This is a genomic window from Streptomyces sp. NBC_01390 (assembly GCF_045040105.1).
Classification (GTDB): Bacteria; Actinomycetota; Actinomycetes; order Streptomycetales; family Streptomycetaceae; genus Streptomyces.
Genome location: NZ_CP109551.1, coordinates 9,991,688 through 10,007,856, shown reverse-complemented (window position 1 = coordinate 10,007,856; position 16,169 = coordinate 9,991,688). Strand labels below are relative to the sequence as shown.

General features: G+C 69.7%; 13 protein-coding genes and 1 tRNA gene. 4 read left to right on the top strand and 10 right to left on the bottom strand.

Going from position 1 to position 16,169, the window contains the following annotated elements:
* Positions 1 to 60 precede the first annotated feature (60 nt).
* Together OG241_RS44780 and OG241_RS44775 are read right to left on the bottom strand one after the other, a co-directional pair.
* A tRNA-Leu gene (locus tag OG241_RS44780) sits at positions 61 to 145 on the bottom strand.
* 146 nt (positions 146 to 291) lie between these two features.
* Complete coding sequence (locus tag OG241_RS44775) at positions 292 to 969, bottom strand: GntR family transcriptional regulator (RefSeq protein ID WP_405824152.1); 678 nt, start codon at positions 967 to 969, stop codon at positions 292 to 294.
* A gap of 245 nt (positions 970 to 1,214) precedes the next feature.
* Between OG241_RS44775 and OG241_RS44770 the strand changes: the two genes are divergently transcribed.
* Positions 1,215 to 2,186, top strand: coding sequence for a 2-dehydropantoate 2-reductase (locus OG241_RS44770; RefSeq protein ID WP_405824150.1), 972 nt, complete (start codon positions 1,215 to 1,217; stop codon positions 2,184 to 2,186).
* A 186-nt stretch (positions 2,187 to 2,372) separates the two neighbouring features.
* The gene (locus OG241_RS44765; protein ID WP_405824148.1) at positions 2,373 to 2,804 is read left to right on the top strand and encodes a PAS domain S-box protein; all 432 of its coding nucleotides are present in this window, start codon (positions 2,373 to 2,375) and stop codon (positions 2,802 to 2,804) included.
* A gap of 69 nt (positions 2,805 to 2,873) precedes the next feature.
* Here the strand turns inward: OG241_RS44765 and frc are convergent, their stop codons facing one another.
* Positions 2,874 to 4,130, bottom strand: a complete 1,257-nt coding sequence (frc, locus tag OG241_RS44760; protein ID WP_405824146.1) for a formyl-CoA transferase — start codon at positions 4,128 to 4,130, stop codon at positions 2,874 to 2,876.
* A gap of 64 nt (positions 4,131 to 4,194) precedes the next feature.
* Entirely contained in the window at positions 4,195 to 5,943 is a 1,749-nt protein-coding gene (gene oxc, locus OG241_RS44755) for an oxalyl-CoA decarboxylase (protein WP_405824144.1), read from the bottom strand.
* A gap of 257 nt (positions 5,944 to 6,200) precedes the next feature.
* On the opposite strand from oxc, the gene OG241_RS44750 reads away from it, so the two are divergent.
* Entirely contained in the window at positions 6,201 to 7,775 is a 1,575-nt protein-coding gene (locus tag OG241_RS44750; RefSeq protein WP_405824142.1) for a FadD7 family fatty acid--CoA ligase, read from the top strand.
* A 371-nt stretch (positions 7,776 to 8,146) separates the two neighbouring features.
* Here OG241_RS44750 and OG241_RS44745 read toward each other — a convergent pair whose 3' ends face one another.
* The 5 genes from OG241_RS44745 to OG241_RS44725 form a co-directional block, all read right to left on the bottom strand.
* Entirely contained in the window at positions 8,147 to 9,082 is a 936-nt protein-coding gene (locus OG241_RS44745; protein WP_405824140.1) for a LysR family transcriptional regulator, read from the bottom strand.
* A gap of 94 nt (positions 9,083 to 9,176) precedes the next feature.
* Complete coding sequence (locus tag OG241_RS44740; protein WP_405826776.1) at positions 9,177 to 9,359, bottom strand: formate dehydrogenase subunit delta; 183 nt, start codon at positions 9,357 to 9,359, stop codon at positions 9,177 to 9,179.
* Positions 9,360 to 9,393: 34 nt separating this feature from the next.
* The gene (gene fdhF, locus OG241_RS44735) at positions 9,394 to 12,210 is read right to left on the bottom strand and encodes a formate dehydrogenase subunit alpha (RefSeq protein ID WP_405824138.1); all 2,817 of its coding nucleotides are present in this window, start codon (positions 12,208 to 12,210) and stop codon (positions 9,394 to 9,396) included.
* Complete coding sequence (locus tag OG241_RS44730) at positions 12,207 to 13,838, bottom strand: formate dehydrogenase beta subunit (protein ID WP_405824136.1); 1,632 nt, start codon at positions 13,836 to 13,838, stop codon at positions 12,207 to 12,209. Before OG241_RS44730 ends, fdhF begins: the two co-directional genes overlap by 4 nt.
* The gene (locus OG241_RS44725) at positions 13,835 to 14,350 is read right to left on the bottom strand and encodes a formate dehydrogenase subunit gamma (protein WP_405824134.1); all 516 of its coding nucleotides are present in this window, start codon (positions 14,348 to 14,350) and stop codon (positions 13,835 to 13,837) included. The genes OG241_RS44730 and OG241_RS44725 overlap by 4 nt, the downstream gene beginning before the upstream one ends.
* A gap of 258 nt (positions 14,351 to 14,608) precedes the next feature.
* On the opposite strand from OG241_RS44725, the gene OG241_RS44720 reads away from it, so the two are divergent.
* Positions 14,609 to 15,298 (top strand): GntR family transcriptional regulator, encoded by a 690-nt coding sequence (locus OG241_RS44720; protein WP_405824132.1) that lies wholly within the window; start codon positions 14,609 to 14,611, stop codon positions 15,296 to 15,298.
* Between the two features lie 37 nt (positions 15,299 to 15,335).
* Here the strand turns inward: OG241_RS44720 and OG241_RS44715 are convergent, their stop codons facing one another.
* On the bottom strand, positions 15,336 to 16,127 hold the full coding sequence (locus tag OG241_RS44715) for an acyl-CoA dehydrogenase family protein (RefSeq protein WP_405824130.1): 792 nt from the start codon (positions 16,125 to 16,127) through the stop codon (positions 15,336 to 15,338).
* Between the last annotated feature and the right edge of the window lie 42 nt (positions 16,128 to 16,169).

The following is a 16,169-nucleotide window of genomic DNA, read 5'->3' as shown; positions in this document are numbered from 1 at the left end:
GAAAACACGGATGGCGCCGACCATTTCCTGGTCGGCGCCATCCGTCTACATAAGAAGCTGTGTCCGAGGGGGGACTTGAACCCCCACGCCCGATAAAGGGCACTAGCACCTCAAGCTAGCGCGTCTGCCATTCCGCCACCCGGACCAGGTGTCTGCCGCGACCAGGGGTGTTTCCCGGCGGCGACATGACCAACAATACCAAGCTTTCGGACCTGCTTTCACCTGCATATCTCTCACCCCGAGCGACCGGGCAGCTACGGGATGCTCAGGTCCGGGGTCAGGAGACCGGGGCTACTTCTCCCGTTCGTGGTACATCTTCCGCGTGTGTTCCGTGTGCGCCCGCATGACCTCGGTCGCGCGCCGCTCGTCGCGGTCCGCGATCGCCGCTATCAGCTCGCGGTGCTCGATCCAGGACTGCCGGCCGCGCTGCCGGGCGACCGGCGTGTAGTACCAGCGCACCCGGCGGTCGACCTGTGCCGCCAGCTCGGCGAGGACCGTGTTGCCGGCCAGCTCCATGATCTTCGCGTGGAGCCGGGCGTTCATGGCGACCGCGGCGTCCACGTCGTCGGCGGCGACCGCGCGCTCACCCTCGGCGCACATCTCCTCCAGCACCGCGATGGCCGAGGCACCCGCGTTGGCCGCCGCGAGCCGGGCCGCCTCGGCCTCCAGCAGGGTGCGTACGGTGAGGAGTTGGTCCGCCTCCGCCTCGGTCGGTTCATGCACGAAGGCACCCTGCGCGGGCCGCAGATCGACCCAGCCGTCCGTGTTCAGCCGCTGGAGCGCCTCGCGCACCGGCTGCCGTGAGACCCCGAGGTGCCCGGCGAGTTCGCTCTCGACCAGATGCTGCCCGGGCTGCAGGGCACGGGTGGTGATCAGTTCGAGCAGCGCCTCGTACACCCTGTCGCGCAACGGGCCGGGGCGTTCGAGCTTCGGCACCGCGCCCTGCGGCAGTCCATTCGTCGACAACATCGCAGCCCCTCCTCCGCAGCGTCGCCGCTACGCGTGTGAGAGCCAAGTATGAATTGGCTTTCGCCTACAGTCTACGGCGCACAAAGACCCGGAAACCCAGCTCACGCCGCGCAGGTGGGCGCACGGGTGGCCTCGCGGACCCCGACTCAAACCCTTGCTGGCAGCAACTCCATCCTGTAGACAATATTTCGTCGACACTATTCGACAGTTCCGCGGTACACCCTCGACCGAACGGAGCGCCACCAGTGAAAGTCGCCATCCTCGGCGCCGGAGCCATCGGCGCCTATGTCGGCGCCGCCCTGCACCAAGCAGGCGCCGACGTCCACCTTGTCGCCCGTGGCCCGCACCTCGCGGCCATGAGGCGACACGGCGTACGGGTGCTCAGCCCACGCGGTGATTTCACCGCCCACGCCCACGCCACCGACGACCCCGCCGACATCGGCCCCGTCGACTACGTCTTTCTCGGGCTCAAGGCGAACTCGTACGCGGCGTGCGGGCCACTCATCGAGCCCCTGCTCCACGGGTCCACCGCCGTCGTCGCCGCCCAGAACGGCATCCCGTGGTGGTACTTCCACCACCACGGCGGACCTCACGACGGCCATCACATCGAGAGTGTGGACCCCGGCGGCGCGGTCAGTGCGGTGCTCGCGCCGGAGCGGGCCGTCGGCTGCGTCGTGTACGCGGCGACCGAACTGGAGGGGCCGGGCGTCGTCAGGCACCTGGAGGGGACCCGGTTCTCCATCGGCGAACCGGACCGCACCCTTTCCCCGCGCTGCCAGGCCTTCAGTGAGGCCATGCAGGCCGGCGGACTGAAATGCCCCGTCGAGCCCGATCTCCGTAACGACATCTGGCTCAAGCTCCTCGGCAACATCTCCTTCAACCCCATCAGCGCGCTCGCTCGCGCCACCATGCGTCAGATGTGCCATCACGGCGGTACCCGTCAGGTCATCCAGACCATGATGGAAGAGACCCTCGCCGTGGCCGAAGCGCTCAACTGCCGCATCGGCATCTCCATCGAACGCCGCCTGGCCGGCGCCGAACGCGTGGGCGACCACCGCACCTCCACCCTCCAGGACCTCGAACGGGGCAAGCCCCTCGAACTCGACGTCCTTCTGACCGCCGTCATCGAGCTCGCCGACATCACCGGCGTCGACGTCCCCACCCTCCGGACCGTCCACGCCATCAGCGACCTCCTCGCCCTGGGGACCGCCGCGTGATGCCGGAATAGATTCCGGAATAGAGGTCGACGCGTCGGCGCACGGAACGCCGGCAAGGAGGGGGCCTCCGGCTGCGGAAGTCCCGTCCTTGCCAGGCCGGTTGCTTGTATGGATCCTGTATACCATCCACCTGTATACTGTCGCTTGTATGCGTTAGCTGTCCAACTGCCCCAGCGTGGAGGCGACATGGAAGATCTGGATCCCGACGTGGTGCTGGGAATGGCCATCCAGGCGCCCGACGGCATAGTGATCATCGACGGCGAAGGACTGATCCGCTTCTGGAACCGGGGCGCTGAGCGCATCTTCGGGTTCTCGGCGGGCGACGCGGACGGTCGCAGTTTGGACGTCATCATCCCCGAGCGGCACCGGAAGCGTCACTGGGACGGCTTCCAGGAGGCCATGGACCGAGGGACGACCAAGTACGGGGACGCGGACCTGCTGAATGTTCCCGCGCTGGCGGCGGACGGCCGCAAGCTGTCCATCGAGTTCAGCGTGGTGCTGCTGCCTGCCCCTGACGGCAGCACGTACGTCGGGGCAGTCATCCGGGACGTCACCGCTCGTCGCGAGCGGGAACGGGAGTTGATGCGGCGGCGGGCCGAGGCCGAGGCGACGGCCTGAACTCGCCGGAGAGACGCGGAAGCGGCCGTGGCCTTCGGGCCACGGCCGCTTCCGTCTCTGTAAGCCTGCTCAGACGATGACCCCGCTCTCCTTCAGCCGGCCGATGGTCTCCTCGTCGTAGCCGAGTTCGACCAGGACCTCGGAGCTGTGCTCGCCCAGCAGCGGGGCGCCGGCGATGTCCGGCTTGAAGGAGGAGAACTTCACCGGGCTGCCGACGGTCAGGTACGTGCCCCGGCCCTTCTGCTCGACCTCGACGACCGTGCCGCTCTTGCGCAGGTCCTCGTCGTAGGCCAGCTCCTTCATGCTCATGACCGGGGCGCAGGGGACCTCCCACTCGCGCAGGATGTCGACCGCCTCGTACTTGGTCTTGTCAGCGAGCCACTTCTCGATCTCCTCGAAGATCTCGAAGATGTGCGACTGGCGGGCGCGCGCGGTGGCGTACTGCGCGTCCTCGGCCCACTCGGGGCGGCCGATCACCTCGGCGGTGCGCTTCCAGTTCTGCTCCTGGACGGTGAAGTAGATGTACGCGTTCGGGTCGGTCTCCCAGCCCTTGCACTTGAGCACCCACCCGGGCTGCCCGCCGCCGCCCGCGTTGCCGCCGCGCGGTACGACGTCGGTGAACTCGCCGTTCGGGTACTGCGGGTACTCCTCCAGGTGGCCCACCCGCTCCAGTCGCTGCTGGTCGCGCAGCTTGACGCGGCAGAGGTTGAGGACGGCGTCCTGCATGGAGACGGAGACCTTCTGTCCCCGGCCCGTCCTGCCCCGGTCGATGATCGCGGTGAGGATGCCGATCGCCAGGTGCATCCCCGTGTTGGTGTCGCCGAGGGCGCCGCCGGAGATGGTCGGCGGGCCGTCCCAGAAGCCGGTGGTGGAGGCGGCGCCGCCCGCGCACTGGGCGACGTTCTCGTAGACCTTGAGGTCGTTCCAGGACGAGTCGTCGTTGAAGCCCTTGACCGAGCCGAAGATCAGGCGCGGGTTGAGTTCCTGGATTCGCTCCCAGGTCAGGCCCATGCGGTCCAGGGCGCCGGGGGCGAAGTTCTCCACCAGTACGTCGGCGCCGGTGATGAGCTTCTCCAGCACCTCCAGCCCCTCGGCGGTCTTGGTGTTGATGGCGAGGGAGCGCTTGTTGCTGTTGAGCATCGTGAAGTACAGCGCGTCGAGGTCCTCGATGTCCCGCAGCTGATTGCGGGTGACGTCGCCGCCGTTCGGGCGCTCCACCTTCAGGACGTCGGCGCCGAACCAGGCGAGCAGCTGTGTGCAGGCGGGACCGGCCTGGACCCCGGTGAAGTCGATCACCTTGATTCCGGCGAGCGGCTTTTCACTCATGTCTGCATCCTTTTCGTGAACGTACGTGTACGGAGCGGGAGTTCGAGACACAGCAGGGGCAGGGTCACTTCTTCGCGGCCGTGATGTTGCCGACGGTGATGCCCTTGGGGTTGAGGTGCGAGATGTGGCCGCTCTCGGTGCCGGCCGAGGGGTCGATCACGCAGTCGATGAGGGCCGGGCCACCCGCGGCCAGTGCTTCGGTGAGGGCGGCGGTGACCTCGGCGGGTGTGGTCGCGCGGTAGCCCTTGCCGCCGAACGCCTCGATCAGGAGGTCGTGGCGGGCCGCGCCCATGAGGGTCGTCGGCGAGGGCGCGTCGTCGTACGGGTTGACGTCGTCGCCCCGGTAGACACCGCCGTTGTTCATGATCACGGTGACGACGGGCAGGTTGTAGCGGCAGATCGTCTCGATCTCGATGCCGCTGAAGCCGAAGGCGCTGTCGCCCTCGACGGCGATGACCGGTGCGCCGCTCTCGACGGCTGCGGCGATCGCATACCCCATCCCGATGCCCATGACGCCCCAGGTGCCGCTGTCGAGGCGGTGGCGCGGTACGTGCATGTCGATGACGTTGCGCGCGATGTCCAGGGCGTTGGCACCCTCGTTGACGATGTACGTCTCCGGGCGTGCGCGCACGACATCGCGTACGGCTTTCAGCGCGCCCATGAACTGCATGGGGTGCGGGTCGGCTTCGAGGCGCTCGGCCATCTTGGCCACGTTCTGCGCCGAGCGCGCCCCGAGCTCCTCCCGCCAGGCCGAAGGGGCCGTGATCCGGCCGGACTTGGTCCGTTCGGCGAGTGCTTCGAGCACCGAGTCGATGTCACCGACGAGCGGGGCGGCGATGGGCTGGTTGCTGTCGATCTCCTTGGGGTCGATGTCGATCTGAATGAACTTGGCTTCGGGGTTCCAGCCCGTCCGGCCGTGGCCCAGCAGCCAGTTGAGACGGGCGCCGATCAGCATCACGACGTCGGCCTTCTTCAGCGCCAGGGAGCGCGCGGTGGCCGCCGACTGCGGGTGGTCGTCGGGCAGCAGGCCCTTGGCCATCGACATCGGTACGTACGGGATGCCGGTGGACTCGATGAACTCGCGGACCCGGTCGTCGGCCTGCGCGTACGCGGCGCCCTTGCCCAGGACGACCAACGGCCGCTCGGCGCCTGCCAGTAGCTCGATCGCGCGGTCCACGGCCTCCGGCGCGGGCAACTGGCGCGGGGCGGGGTCGACGAGACGGCTGAGCGTCTTCGCGCCGTCCGCGGCGGGCATGATGGCGCCGAGCACGGCTGCGGGAATGTCGAGGTAGACGCCGCCGGGGCGCCCGGAGATCGCGGTGCGCAGGGCGCGGGCGATGCCCCGGCCGATGTCCTCGACGCGGCTGACCCGGTAGGCGGCCTTCACGAAGGGCTGTGCGGCGGCGAGTTGGTCCATCTCCTCGTAGTCGCCCTGCTTGAGGTCGACGAGGTGGCGCTCGCTGGAGCCGGAGATCTGGACCATCGGGAAGCAGTTGGTGGTCGCGTTCGCCAGGGCGACCAGGCCGTTGAGGAAGCCGGGCGCCGACACGGTCAGTGCCACGCCGGGTTTCTTGTTGAGGTAGCCGGCCGCCGCCGCCGCGTGTCCGGCGTTGCTCTCGTGCCGGAAGCCGATGTAGCGGATGCCCTGTGCCTGGGCGAGGCGGGCCAGGTCGGTGATCGGGATGCCGACCACTCCGTAGATGGTGTCGACGTCGTTCATTTTCAGCGCGTCGACGACCAGGTGGTACCCGTCAGTGAGCTCGGTCGGAACGTCGGCTGCTGCCGCGGTCTCCAGGGGCGAGGGGGCGGTCATGGTCCGAGGTCCTCCTTGGGCAGGTCCTGCCGGAGCGGCTACTTCTCTCACCATCCGCAGCGCGTCCGCCCGCGTCCAAGACCCATCGGCGACCAGCCGATAAACAGCGTCTATCGACCGCCGGTGGAGGCGTCGCCAACTCCCTTGATAGATGCCTGCTATCGGCCGTTCACCAGTGCGTATTGGACGCCGGCCGTGGGGCGCCGCAGGCTCGCAGAGGACTGCTTCATCGGATCTGGCGCGAGGGGGGTGGGGTCATGGCGGTCCCGGCCGCGGCATCCGTGCGCGACACGAACCGGTACCGGCCTCCGGCGGTCACGGGCCTCGTCGACCTCCTCGACCGGCAGGTACGGGAACGCCCGTACGCCCGGGCTCTGGTCGTCACCGGCGAACGCGTGCACCTCTCCTACCGCGGCCTCGCCGCGCTGGCCGACGACGTGGCTGCCCGGCTCGCCCGCACCGGGCTGGGGCGGGGTGACGCGGTCGGTCTGCTCTGTGCCAACACGGCGGAGTTCGTTGTGGCGTTGCTGGGTGCGGCGCGAGCCGGAGTTGTGGTCGCCCCGCTGGACCCGGCGCTTCCCTCGTCTCAACTGGCAGCGCGCATAGAGGCGTTGGGTGCGCGGGCGGTGCTGGTCGGGCCGTCGGTGTCCGACGCCGTGCTGCCGGTTCCCGTGTGGCCCCTGCGGGTGGACGCCTCCCGGGCGGGCACGGCGACGGTCATGCTCGACACCAGTGCGGCTCCCGAAGTGCCGGGCGTGGCGGGCGAGTTGTCCGAGCGGGACGCCCTCGTCCTGTTCACCGCGGGCACCACCGACCGGGCGAAGATGGTGCCGATCAGCCACAGCAACGTGGCCGCGTCCGTCCAAGGTATCTGTGCCACCTACGAGTTGAGCCCTGCCGACGCGACGGTGGCGGTGATGCCGTTCTTCCACGGCCACGGGCTGTTCGCGGCGCTGCTGGCCTCCCTGGCCAGCGGGGGATGCGTGCTGCTGCCCGAGCGGGGGCGGTTCTCGGCGGGTACGTTCTGGGACGACATGCGGGCCGTGACCGCCACCTGGTTCACCGCGGTGCCGGCCATCCACGAGATTCTGCTCGACCGTTCGGAGCGGGAGTATCCGGGGCCGCAGGGGCCGCCCCTGAAGTTCGTACGGAGTTGCAGTGCTCCCCTCAACACGGCCACGCAGCGGGCGTTGGAGCGTACGTTCGGCGCGCCTCTGCTGTCCGCGTACGGGATGACCGAGTCCTCGCATCAGGCGACCAGCGAGCCGCTGCCCGAGCGGGGGGCGCTGAAGCAGGGGTCGGTCGGGCGGCCGACCGGGGTCGAGGTGCGGGTCGTCGACCGGAGCGGGCGGGCGTGCCCGGTGGGCGTCGAGGGCGAGGTGTGGGTGCACGGTCCCACCGTCGCCCGTGGATATCTCGCCGACCAGGACGAGTCGGCGTACACCTTCGTCGACGGGTGGCTGCGTACCGGTGATCTGGGCACGCTGGACGCGCAGGGGTATCTGTCGCTGACCGGGCGGATCAAGAACGTCATCAACCGCGGCGGGGAGAAGATCTCGCCCGAGCATGTCGAGGACGTCCTCGCCGGTTGCCCGGGGGTCGCCCAGGCGGCCGTGTTCGCCGTACCAGACGCGGTGTACGGGCAGCGGGTCGGCGCCGCCGTGGTCGTGCGGGCGGACGAGAGCGTGGAGGCCGCGGAGATCCTGCGGTACTGCCGTGACCGGCTGGCCGCGTTCGAGGTGCCCGACCGGCTCGACGTGGTCGCCGCCCTGCCGTACACCGCGAAGGGGGGCCTGGACCGGAAGGCGGTGCAGGCCCGGTACGCGCCCTGACGACAGGGCCGGCGGGCGCTCAAGGCAGTGCTCCAGGCGGGACCAGACCCGTCGCGACCGGTACGGATCAGAAGACACCGCCGACCCGACACACGCCCCCCGCCCGAAGCTGGCGCACGCGGGGCGCTCAACCGCCGGGCGGCGGGCAGCCAGGCGCGCCAAGCAGTCGTCCAGCTGGGGCCTGTCACGGCGGGTCCACACCGCAAGGCACCGCCCAGCCGACACACGCCCCCGCCCGAAGCCGGCGCACGCGGCGCTCAACCGCCGGGCGGCGGGCTGGCAGGCAGGCGGAGTGGTCGTCCCGGTGAGACCCTCTCGCGTCCACGCCCGACCGGCAGCTCCGCCGACCCGATACGCGCCCCCGGACGGGCTCAGCGCACGCGGTGTTCGGACGTCGGTAGCGGGCGGGCGAAGAGGTCGTCCAGGGACAGACCTGTCGCGGCGTTGACGAACGCGCGGGCGGCGACCGAGCCGGGGGTGGCCGCGTGGATCGCCACCGAGACCTGGGCGCCGGCCTCCGGGTCGACCAGGGGCAGCGCGCGGGTCCGGCCGACGACCGGCATGGCGCGCAGCCAGGTGTGCGGGACGATGCTCGCCCAACCGCCGCCGCCCACATGGGCGTAGAGGGAGGCGATGGAGTCCGTCTCGACCTGCGGGGTCACCACGAACCCCTTCTGTGCGAACACCGTGTCGACGATCTGCCGGATCCGCATGTCGGGTGTCAGCAGCGCGAGCGGCAGTTGGGCCGCGTCCGTCCAGGTCACGGTGGCGGACTGGGCGACGAGTTGGTCGTCCGACACCAGCAGCATGTACCGCTCCTGGTAGAGGGGGACGACCTGAAGGCCCTCCTGGTCGCCCGGGTCGAAGTGGGCGATCGCCACGTCCAGTTCGAAGTCGCGCAGTTGGCGGTGGAGTTCCTTCGTGGAGAGGCGGGAGCGGACCTGCACCTTGGCCAGTGGGTGTGCCGCGCAGAACGCGGCCACGGGAAGCGCCAGGGTCGTGGACGCGGTGGGGTCGGTGCCCAGGCGCAGTGTTCCCGTGATGCCGGACTGGACGGCGGCCACCTCGGCCTTGAACGCGTCCTGTTCGGCGAGGATGCGCTTGGCCCAGACGACGAGGCGTTCACCTTCCGGGGTGAGGCCCTGGTAGTTGTGCCCGCGGTTGATCAGAGTGACGTTCAACTCCCGTTCCAGCTTGGCGATCGCCGCCGAGAGTGCCGGCTGGGAGACGTAGCAGGACTCCGCCGCCCGGGCGAAGTGCCGTTCCCTCGCCACCGCCACGAAGTACTCCAGCTGCCGGAACAGCATGAACGGCTCCTCTCTGTCCGGGGCCGCCCCAGCGTACGCGGCGCCTCCCCCGCGATGATCTACAGGGGAGGCGTCGCGAGTCCGACCCGGCGGGTCAGCGCAGGAGCTTCACCGCGGCGACGACGAGCGGGTCGAGACCGTCCGCTCCGGCGTCGACGAACTCGTACAACCGCGTACGCATGCGCGGGTCCCAGAACCTGTCCACGTGCCCGGCGATGGCCTTCGCGGCGACGTCATCCGGCAGATGACCGTGGTTCGCGGCGATGTCGTTGGCCATCCGGCGCTCCGGTGGTACTGCGGCTGCGGCCATCTCAGTCCACCACCATGACCATGTCGTCCGCCGCCGGTTCGGCTTCGGCCGCCCGCGTGGGGCGGGCGAGGCCGACCTGTACGGCGGTCACCTTGTACTCCGGGCAGTTGGTCGCCCAGTCGGAGTTCTCCGTGGTCACCACGTTGGCGCCGGTCACGGGATGGTGGAAGGTGGTGTAGACGACCCCGGTGGGCATCCGGTCGGAGATCTCCGCGCGCAGCGACGTCTGCCCGACCCGGCTGGCCAGGGTGACCATGTCGCCGTTCTTGATGCCCCGGTCCTCGGCGTCGTGCGGGTGCAGTTCGAGGACGTCCTCGGGGTGCCAGGCGACGTTGCCGGTACGGCGGGTCTGCGCGCCGACGTTGTACTGGCTGAGGATGCGTCCCGTGGTGAGGACCAACGGGAAGCGCCGGGTGCTGCGTTCGCTGGTCGGTACGTAGGAGGTGACCACGAACCTGCCCTTGCCGCGCACGAATTCGTCGACGTGCATGACGGGCGTTCCCTCCGGCGCGGCCTCGTTGCACGGCCACTGGATGCTGCCGAGCTTGTCAAGGAGCTCGAAGGAGACGCCGGTGAAGGTGGGGGTGACCGAGGCGATCTCGTCCATGATCTGGCGCGGATGGTCGTACGCCATCGGATAGCCCATGGCGGTGGCGATCTCGCTGACGATCTCCCACTCGTGTTTGCCCGTCTTCGGCTTCATCACGGCGCGCACCCGGTTGATCCGGCGTTCGGCGTTGGTGAAGGTGCCGTCCTTCTCCAGGAACGACGCGCCGGGCAGGAAGACGTGCGCGAACTTGGCGGTCTCGTTGAGGAACAGGTCCTGTACGACGACCAGTTCCATCGCTTCTAGGGCGGCGGTTACGTGTTTGAGGTTGGGGTCCGACTGGGCGATGTCCTCGCCGTGGACGAACAGGCCCCGGAAGGTGCCGTCGATCGCCGCGTCGAACATGTTCGGGATACGAAGTCCCGGTTCGGCGAGGAGAGTTCCGCCCCAGAGGTTCTCGAAGACGGTACGCACCGCGTCGTCGGAGACATGGCGGTAGCCGGGGAGTTCGTGCGGGAACGAGCCCATGTCACAGGAGCCCTGCACGTTGTTCTGGCCGCGCAGCGGGTTCACGCCGACGCCGTCCCGGCCGATGTTGCCGCACGCCATCGCGAGGTTGGCCATTCCCATGACCATGGTCGAGCCCTGGCTGTGCTCGGTGACGCCGAGGCCGTAGTAGATGGCTCCGTTGGGGGCGGTCGCGTACAGCCTTGCGGCGGCCCGGAGTTCGGCGGCCGGTACGCCGGTGATCGGTTCGACCGCCTCCGGGCTGTTCTCGGGGCGGGCGACGAACTCCGCCCACGCGTCGAAGTCCTCGCACCTCGCGTCCACGAAGTCCCGGTCGAACAGGCCCTCGGCGACCACCACATGGGCCATGGCGTTCACGACGGCGACGTTGGTGCTCGGCCTGAGCTGGAGGTGGTGCGAGGCCTCGATGTGCGGCGAGCGTACGAGGTCGATGCGGCGCGGGTCGACGACGATCAGCTTGGCGCCCTCACGCAGCCGGCGCTTCATCCGGGACGCGAACACCGGGTGCCCGTCAGTGGGGTTGGCGCCGATCACCATGATCACGTCGGCCTCGGCCACGGAACGGAAGTCCTGGGTGCCCGCCGACTCGCCGAAGGTCTGCTTGAGGCCGTATCCCGTCGGGGAGTGGCAGACGCGGGCGCAGGTGTCGACGTTGTTGTTGCCGAAGGCGGCGCGCACCATCTTCTGTACGACGTACACCTCTTCGTTGGTGCAGCGCGAGGAGGTGATGGCGCCGACCGAACTCGTGCCGTACCGGTCCTGGAGCTCGCGCATACGGCGGGCCACTGTGCCGATCGCCTCGTCCCACTCGACCTCGCGCCACGGGTCGGTGATCTTCTCCCGGACCATGGGCCTGAGTTGGCGGTCGGGGTGGGTGGCGTAGCCGAAGGCGAAGCGGCCCTTCACGCACGAGTGGCCCTCGTTCGCCCCGCCGTCCTTGTACGGCACCATGCGCACCAGTTCGTCGCCGCGCAGCTCGGCCTTGAAGGAGCAGCCGACGCCGCAGTAGGCGCAGGTGGTCACAACTGACCTGGTGGGCATGCCGAGTTCGACGACCGAGCGTTCCTGGAGCGTCGATGTCGGGCAGGCCTGGACGCAGGCGCCGCAGGACACGCACTCGGAGTCCATGAACGTCTCGCCGGCGCCTGCCGAGACCTTGGAGTCGAAGCCGCGCCCCTCGATGGTGAGCGCGAAGGTGCCCTGGACCTCGCCGCAGGCCCGAACGCAGCGGGAGCAGGAGATGCACTTGGACGGGTCGAAGTCGAAGTAGGGGTTGGAGGTGTCCTTCTCGGCTTCGAGATGGTTGGCCCCCTCGTAGCCGTAGCGGACCTGCCTGAGCCCCACCACGCCTGCCATGTCCTGGAGTTCGCAGTCGCCGTTGGCCGGGCAGGTGAGGCAGTCGAGGGGATGGTCGGAGATGTAGAGCTCCATGACGCCCTGGCGGAGCTTCTCCACCTTCGGCGTCTGCGTGCTCACCTTCATTCCGTCGGCGCACGGTGTGGTGCAGGACGCCGGGGTGCCGCGCCGGCCGTCGATCTCGACCACGCACAGCCGGCAGGAGCCGAACGCCTCCAGGCTGTCGGTGGCGCACAGTTTGGGGATGTCGACGCCGGCCTGCGCGGCTGCGCGCATCACCGAGGTGCCCTCGGGGACGGTCACCGGCAGGCCGTCCACCTCCACCGACACCGTTGCCGGGCCGGGCCGTTGTGGGGTTCCGAAGTCGGGTTCCTTGAGGAGTGTCATGCCGTTCCCTCCGTCCTCACGCCGTTCGCCTGTACGGGTTGGTTCGCCCGGACCGGTTGGATGTCCAGGAGTCGACGGACGCCGAGGAAGTCGTCGGGGAAGTGGGTGAGGGCGCTGCGTACGGGCATCGGGGTCAGCCCGCCCATCGCGCACAGCGAGCCGTCGGTCATCAGGTCGCAGAGGTCGTCGAGCAGGGCCAGGTTCTCGTCCCGGTGCGTACCGGCCACGATCTTGTCGATCACCTCGACGCCGCGCACCGAACCGACCCTGCACGGTGTGCACTTGCCACAGGACTCCTCCGCGCAGAACTCCATCGCGAAGCGGGCCTGCGCCGCCATGTCGACGCTGTCGTCGAAGACGACGATCCCGCCGTGCCCGAGCATCGCGCCGGCCTCGGCGAACGCCTCGTAGTCCATCGGCAGGTCGAACATCGACGTCGGCAGATAGGCGCCGAGGGGGCCGCCTACCTGCGCTGTGCGCACCGGGCGGCCGGTTCGGGTGCCGCCGCCGTAGTCCTCGATCAGTTCGCGCAGGGTGATGCCGAAGGCGGTCTCGACGATGCCGCCGCGCTCGATGTTGCCGCCGAGCTGGAAGACCTGGGTGCCGCGCGAGCGGCCGACGCCGAGGTCCTGGTAGGCCTTCGCTCCGTTCGCGAGGACGACCGGGACGGTGGTCAGGGTGAGGACGTTGTTCACCACGGTCGGTTTGCCGAACAGGCCCTCGATCGCCGGGATCGGCGGTTTCGCCCGGACCGTGCCCCGCTTTCCCTCCAGGCTCTCCAGCATGGAGGTCTCCTCGCCACAGATGTACGCGCCGGCCCCGACGCGGACGTGCAGGTCGAAGTCGAGTGCGGAACCGAGGATGCCCTTGCCCAACCATCCTTGTTCGCGGGCGAGTTCGATCGCCTCGCGCATCGTGGCGATGGCGGCCGGATACTCGGAGCGGATGTAGAGGTAGCCCTCGCTCGCACCGACCGCGTGCGCGGCGACGGTCATGCCCTCGATGAGCAGGAACGGGTCGCCCTCCATGACCATGCGGTCGGCGAAGGTCCCGCTGTCGCCCTCGTCGGCGTTGCAGCAGACGAACTTCAGCTCGTCGGCGCAGTCCAGCACTGTCTTCCACTTGATGCCGGCCGGGAATCCGGCGCCGCCGCGTCCGCGCAGTCCGGACGCGGTGACCTCGGCGACCACGTCGGCGGGCGCCATGTCCAGGGCGGCGCGCAGTCCGGCCAGTCCGCCGTGCTCGACGTAGTCGCGCGTCGACAGGGGGTCGGTCACGCCGACTCTGGCGAAGGTGACGCGTGTCTGGCGGGCCAGCCAGGGGAGTTCGTCGACGAGGCCGAGCCGCAGTGGGTGGTCCGCGCCGTCCAGCAGACCGGCGGCCAGGAGTCCGTCCACCTCCTCGGGGGCCACCGGACCGTAGCCGACGCGGCCTCGCGGGGTGACGACCTCGACCATCGGCTCCAGCCACAGCATGCCGCGTGACCCGTTGCGTACGACGTCGATGGCGAAGTCCCCACGCATGGCGGCCTGTTGCAGGGCACCCGCCACCTCGTCCGCGCCGACGGACCTGGCGGCCGAGTCGCGGGGGACGTAGACCTTCGCCGTGCCGTGCGAGGAGTCGCTCATGAGGAGACCGTCCCGCCGAGCGTGGCGTTGAGCGTCTCGTTCGGCGTCCCGCTCAGGAGGGAGCCCAGTCGGGCCGGGCTCACTCGCCCGTACAGTCGTCCGTTCGCCTCCACCGCCGGCCCCAGTGCGCAGTTGCCCAGGCAGAAGACCTGCTCGACGGTGACCGAACCGTCCGCCGAGGTCTCCCCCAGAGTCAGTCCGCTCTCTCGCGCGTAGCTCACAAGACGGTCGGCGCCCAGGGCCTGGCAGGCCTCCGCGCGGCAGATGCGCACGGTGTCGCGGCCGGCTGGCTCCCGGCGGAAGTCGTGGTAGAAGGTCACCACTCCATGGACGTCCGCCCGGGAGAGGTTGAGCTCGTCGGCCAGCACCGGAATCGCCTCCTGCGGCACATGACCCAACTCGGCCTGGACCGCGTGCAGTACGGGCAGCAGCGGGCCGCGCTGATCCCGGTGGTCGGCCACCACCCTCCGGACCACGCTCTCGACCGACACATCACTTCCGCTGGTCGTCATGATCGCTCCGCCTTCCGTCACACGGGTCCCCCGGCGAGGGTTGCAGCAGACTGAGACGATACCCCATACAGACTTCTGTATACAGACGACAGTTGTAGAAGTCCCGTAGGTCTTACCTGGAGTAGCCCGGACAGCCCGGCAAGCCTTACAGCCGTCGCCATGTTGCATACCAAAACCTGTATCCTGCAGCCGTCGTCGGCGACCCTCACGGCGGCAACCTTTGGCGAAGCCGTCGGTCGGCGGCAGAACGGGACAACCATGCGCGAGGCACTCACGGCCGCGGCCTCCCGGCGCGTCACCCGCCCGGCACCACTGCGCCAGGCCGTGTACGACGCCCTGACCGAACTGATCGTCAACGGCTCCCTCAAGCCCGGTCAGCACCTGGTCGAAGCAGAGCTCGCCGAGCATCTCGGGGTCAGCAGGCAGCCGGTCCGCGAGGCCCTGCAGCGCCTCCAGACCGCCGGCTGGGTCGACCTGCGGCCCGCGCAGGGTGCCTTCGTCCACTCCCCCACCGAAGAGGAGGCCGCCCAACTCCTGGGCGTCCGCTCGGTGTTGGAGACCTATTCGGCCCAGCTCGCCGCCGCGAACGCGAAGCCGGAGGACGTCGACCACCTCTGCGAGCTCCAGATGCAGGGCGTCGACGCCCTCGCCGCCGACGACGCCGATCGCCTGGTCGCGGCGAACACGGCCCTGCACGCCTACGTCACCTCGTTGGCCGCCAACGACGTCCTGGCCGAGATGCTCTCGCAGGTGGGCCAGAAGGTGCGCTGGTACTACACGCCCATCGCCAAGCCGCGCGGCAAGGAGGCCTGGAACGAGCACACCCAGCTCATCAAGGCCATCGCCAAGGGGGACGCGGTCCGCGCCGGCGAGGTCATGCGCAAGCACACCGAACGTACGACCGACTTCTACCGCAGGCAGATCGCCGCCGGGGCGGGCCAGGGCTGAGTCGGGAGCGGCCGTCCGCGCGCCGGAGTTCAGGAGTTCAGGAGGCCGCGAGGGTTACCGCAGGCCGGGCCGCCGCGGCCGTGAAGGGGTGAGCCCGCGCATCGGCGGCAGCCCTCAGTTCGAGCAGCCACGGCAGGATCGTGCGCAGTACGATGTCGCGCCCGCCGCCGTCCGCACCGAGTCCCGCGTCGGCAGGCACCAGCACCGGGTCGGCGAACACCGTGGACGTGCCGCTGCCCGGCGGTCCGGCACCATCGGGCCGAGCGGGCACGAAGAGGTCGGGGGCATGCGCGGGCACCCCCCAGAGGCTCACGCCGTCCGGTACACCGAGCGACCTGGCGGACCATACGTAGCTGTCGGCCTCCCCCGCCGCGACCACCCGGCACTTACGAGCACGCAGGGCGACCACACCCCCGGAGCGAACGGCTGTGCCGCGCGGCGCGAGCAGGTCGGCCTCCGTCTCCTGCGCGCCGGTGTCGTCCTCGACGAGGGCGAGGCTGCTGAGATGGCGTCCAGCGGCGATCTCGCCACGCACCCAGGGACTGCCGTACGACTCGATGACGGCGACCGCCGTGTAGTGGGACCGGAGTACTGCCGCCGTCGCCGGACAGACCCGCGCGGTCCGGGCCACCACCTCGGCGGCTTCCGCCAGGCCCAGTCCGGCGCCGCCGAACTCGGTGGAGACGGTGAGCCCCAGCAGTCCCGTGGCCCCGAAGGCCGTCACGGCACCACGGGGGAACCTGCCTTCCGTACCCGCGACTTGGGCGCATGGTGCGACGGCACGGGCCAGGACTTCCGCGAGAGCTGTGCGGTACGAGCGGTACGACACGGAGTTACCCCCTTGAGAGCGTGGTGTGCGGGTCGATACGGA

What these genes read in the sequence shown, in the direction of transcription:
- OG241_RS44775 (WP_405824152.1), bottom strand. Translation starts at nt 969, where the DNA reads ATGTTGTCGACGAATGGACTGCCGCAGGGCGCGGTGCCGAAGCTCGAA.
- OG241_RS44765 (WP_405824148.1), top strand. Translation starts at nt 2,373, where the DNA reads ATGGAAGATCTGGATCCCGACGTGGTGCTGGGAATGGCCATCCAGGCG.
- frc (WP_405824146.1), bottom strand. Translation starts at nt 4,130, where the DNA reads ATGAGTGAAAAGCCGCTCGCCGGAATCAAGGTGATCGACTTCACCGGG.
- oxc (WP_405824144.1), bottom strand. Translation starts at nt 5,943, where the DNA reads ATGACCGCCCCCTCGCCCCTGGAGACCGCGGCAGCAGCCGACGTTCCG.
- OG241_RS44750 (WP_405824142.1), top strand. Translation starts at nt 6,201, where the DNA reads ATGGCGGTCCCGGCCGCGGCATCCGTGCGCGACACGAACCGGTACCGG.
- OG241_RS44745 (WP_405824140.1), bottom strand. Translation starts at nt 9,082, where the DNA reads ATGCTGTTCCGGCAGCTGGAGTACTTCGTGGCGGTGGCGAGGGAACGG.
- OG241_RS44740 (WP_405826776.1), bottom strand. Translation starts at nt 9,359, where the DNA reads ATGGCCAACGACATCGCCGCGAACCACGGTCATCTGCCGGATGACGTC.
- fdhF (WP_405824138.1), bottom strand. Translation starts at nt 12,210, where the DNA reads ATGACACTCCTCAAGGAACCCGACTTCGGAACCCCACAACGGCCCGGC.
- OG241_RS44730 (WP_405824136.1), bottom strand. Translation starts at nt 13,838, where the DNA reads ATGAGCGACTCCTCGCACGGCACGGCGAAGGTCTACGTCCCCCGCGAC.
- OG241_RS44725 (WP_405824134.1), bottom strand. Translation starts at nt 14,350, where the DNA reads ATGACGACCAGCGGAAGTGATGTGTCGGTCGAGAGCGTGGTCCGGAGG.
- OG241_RS44720 (WP_405824132.1), top strand. Translation starts at nt 14,609, where the DNA reads ATGCGCGAGGCACTCACGGCCGCGGCCTCCCGGCGCGTCACCCGCCCG.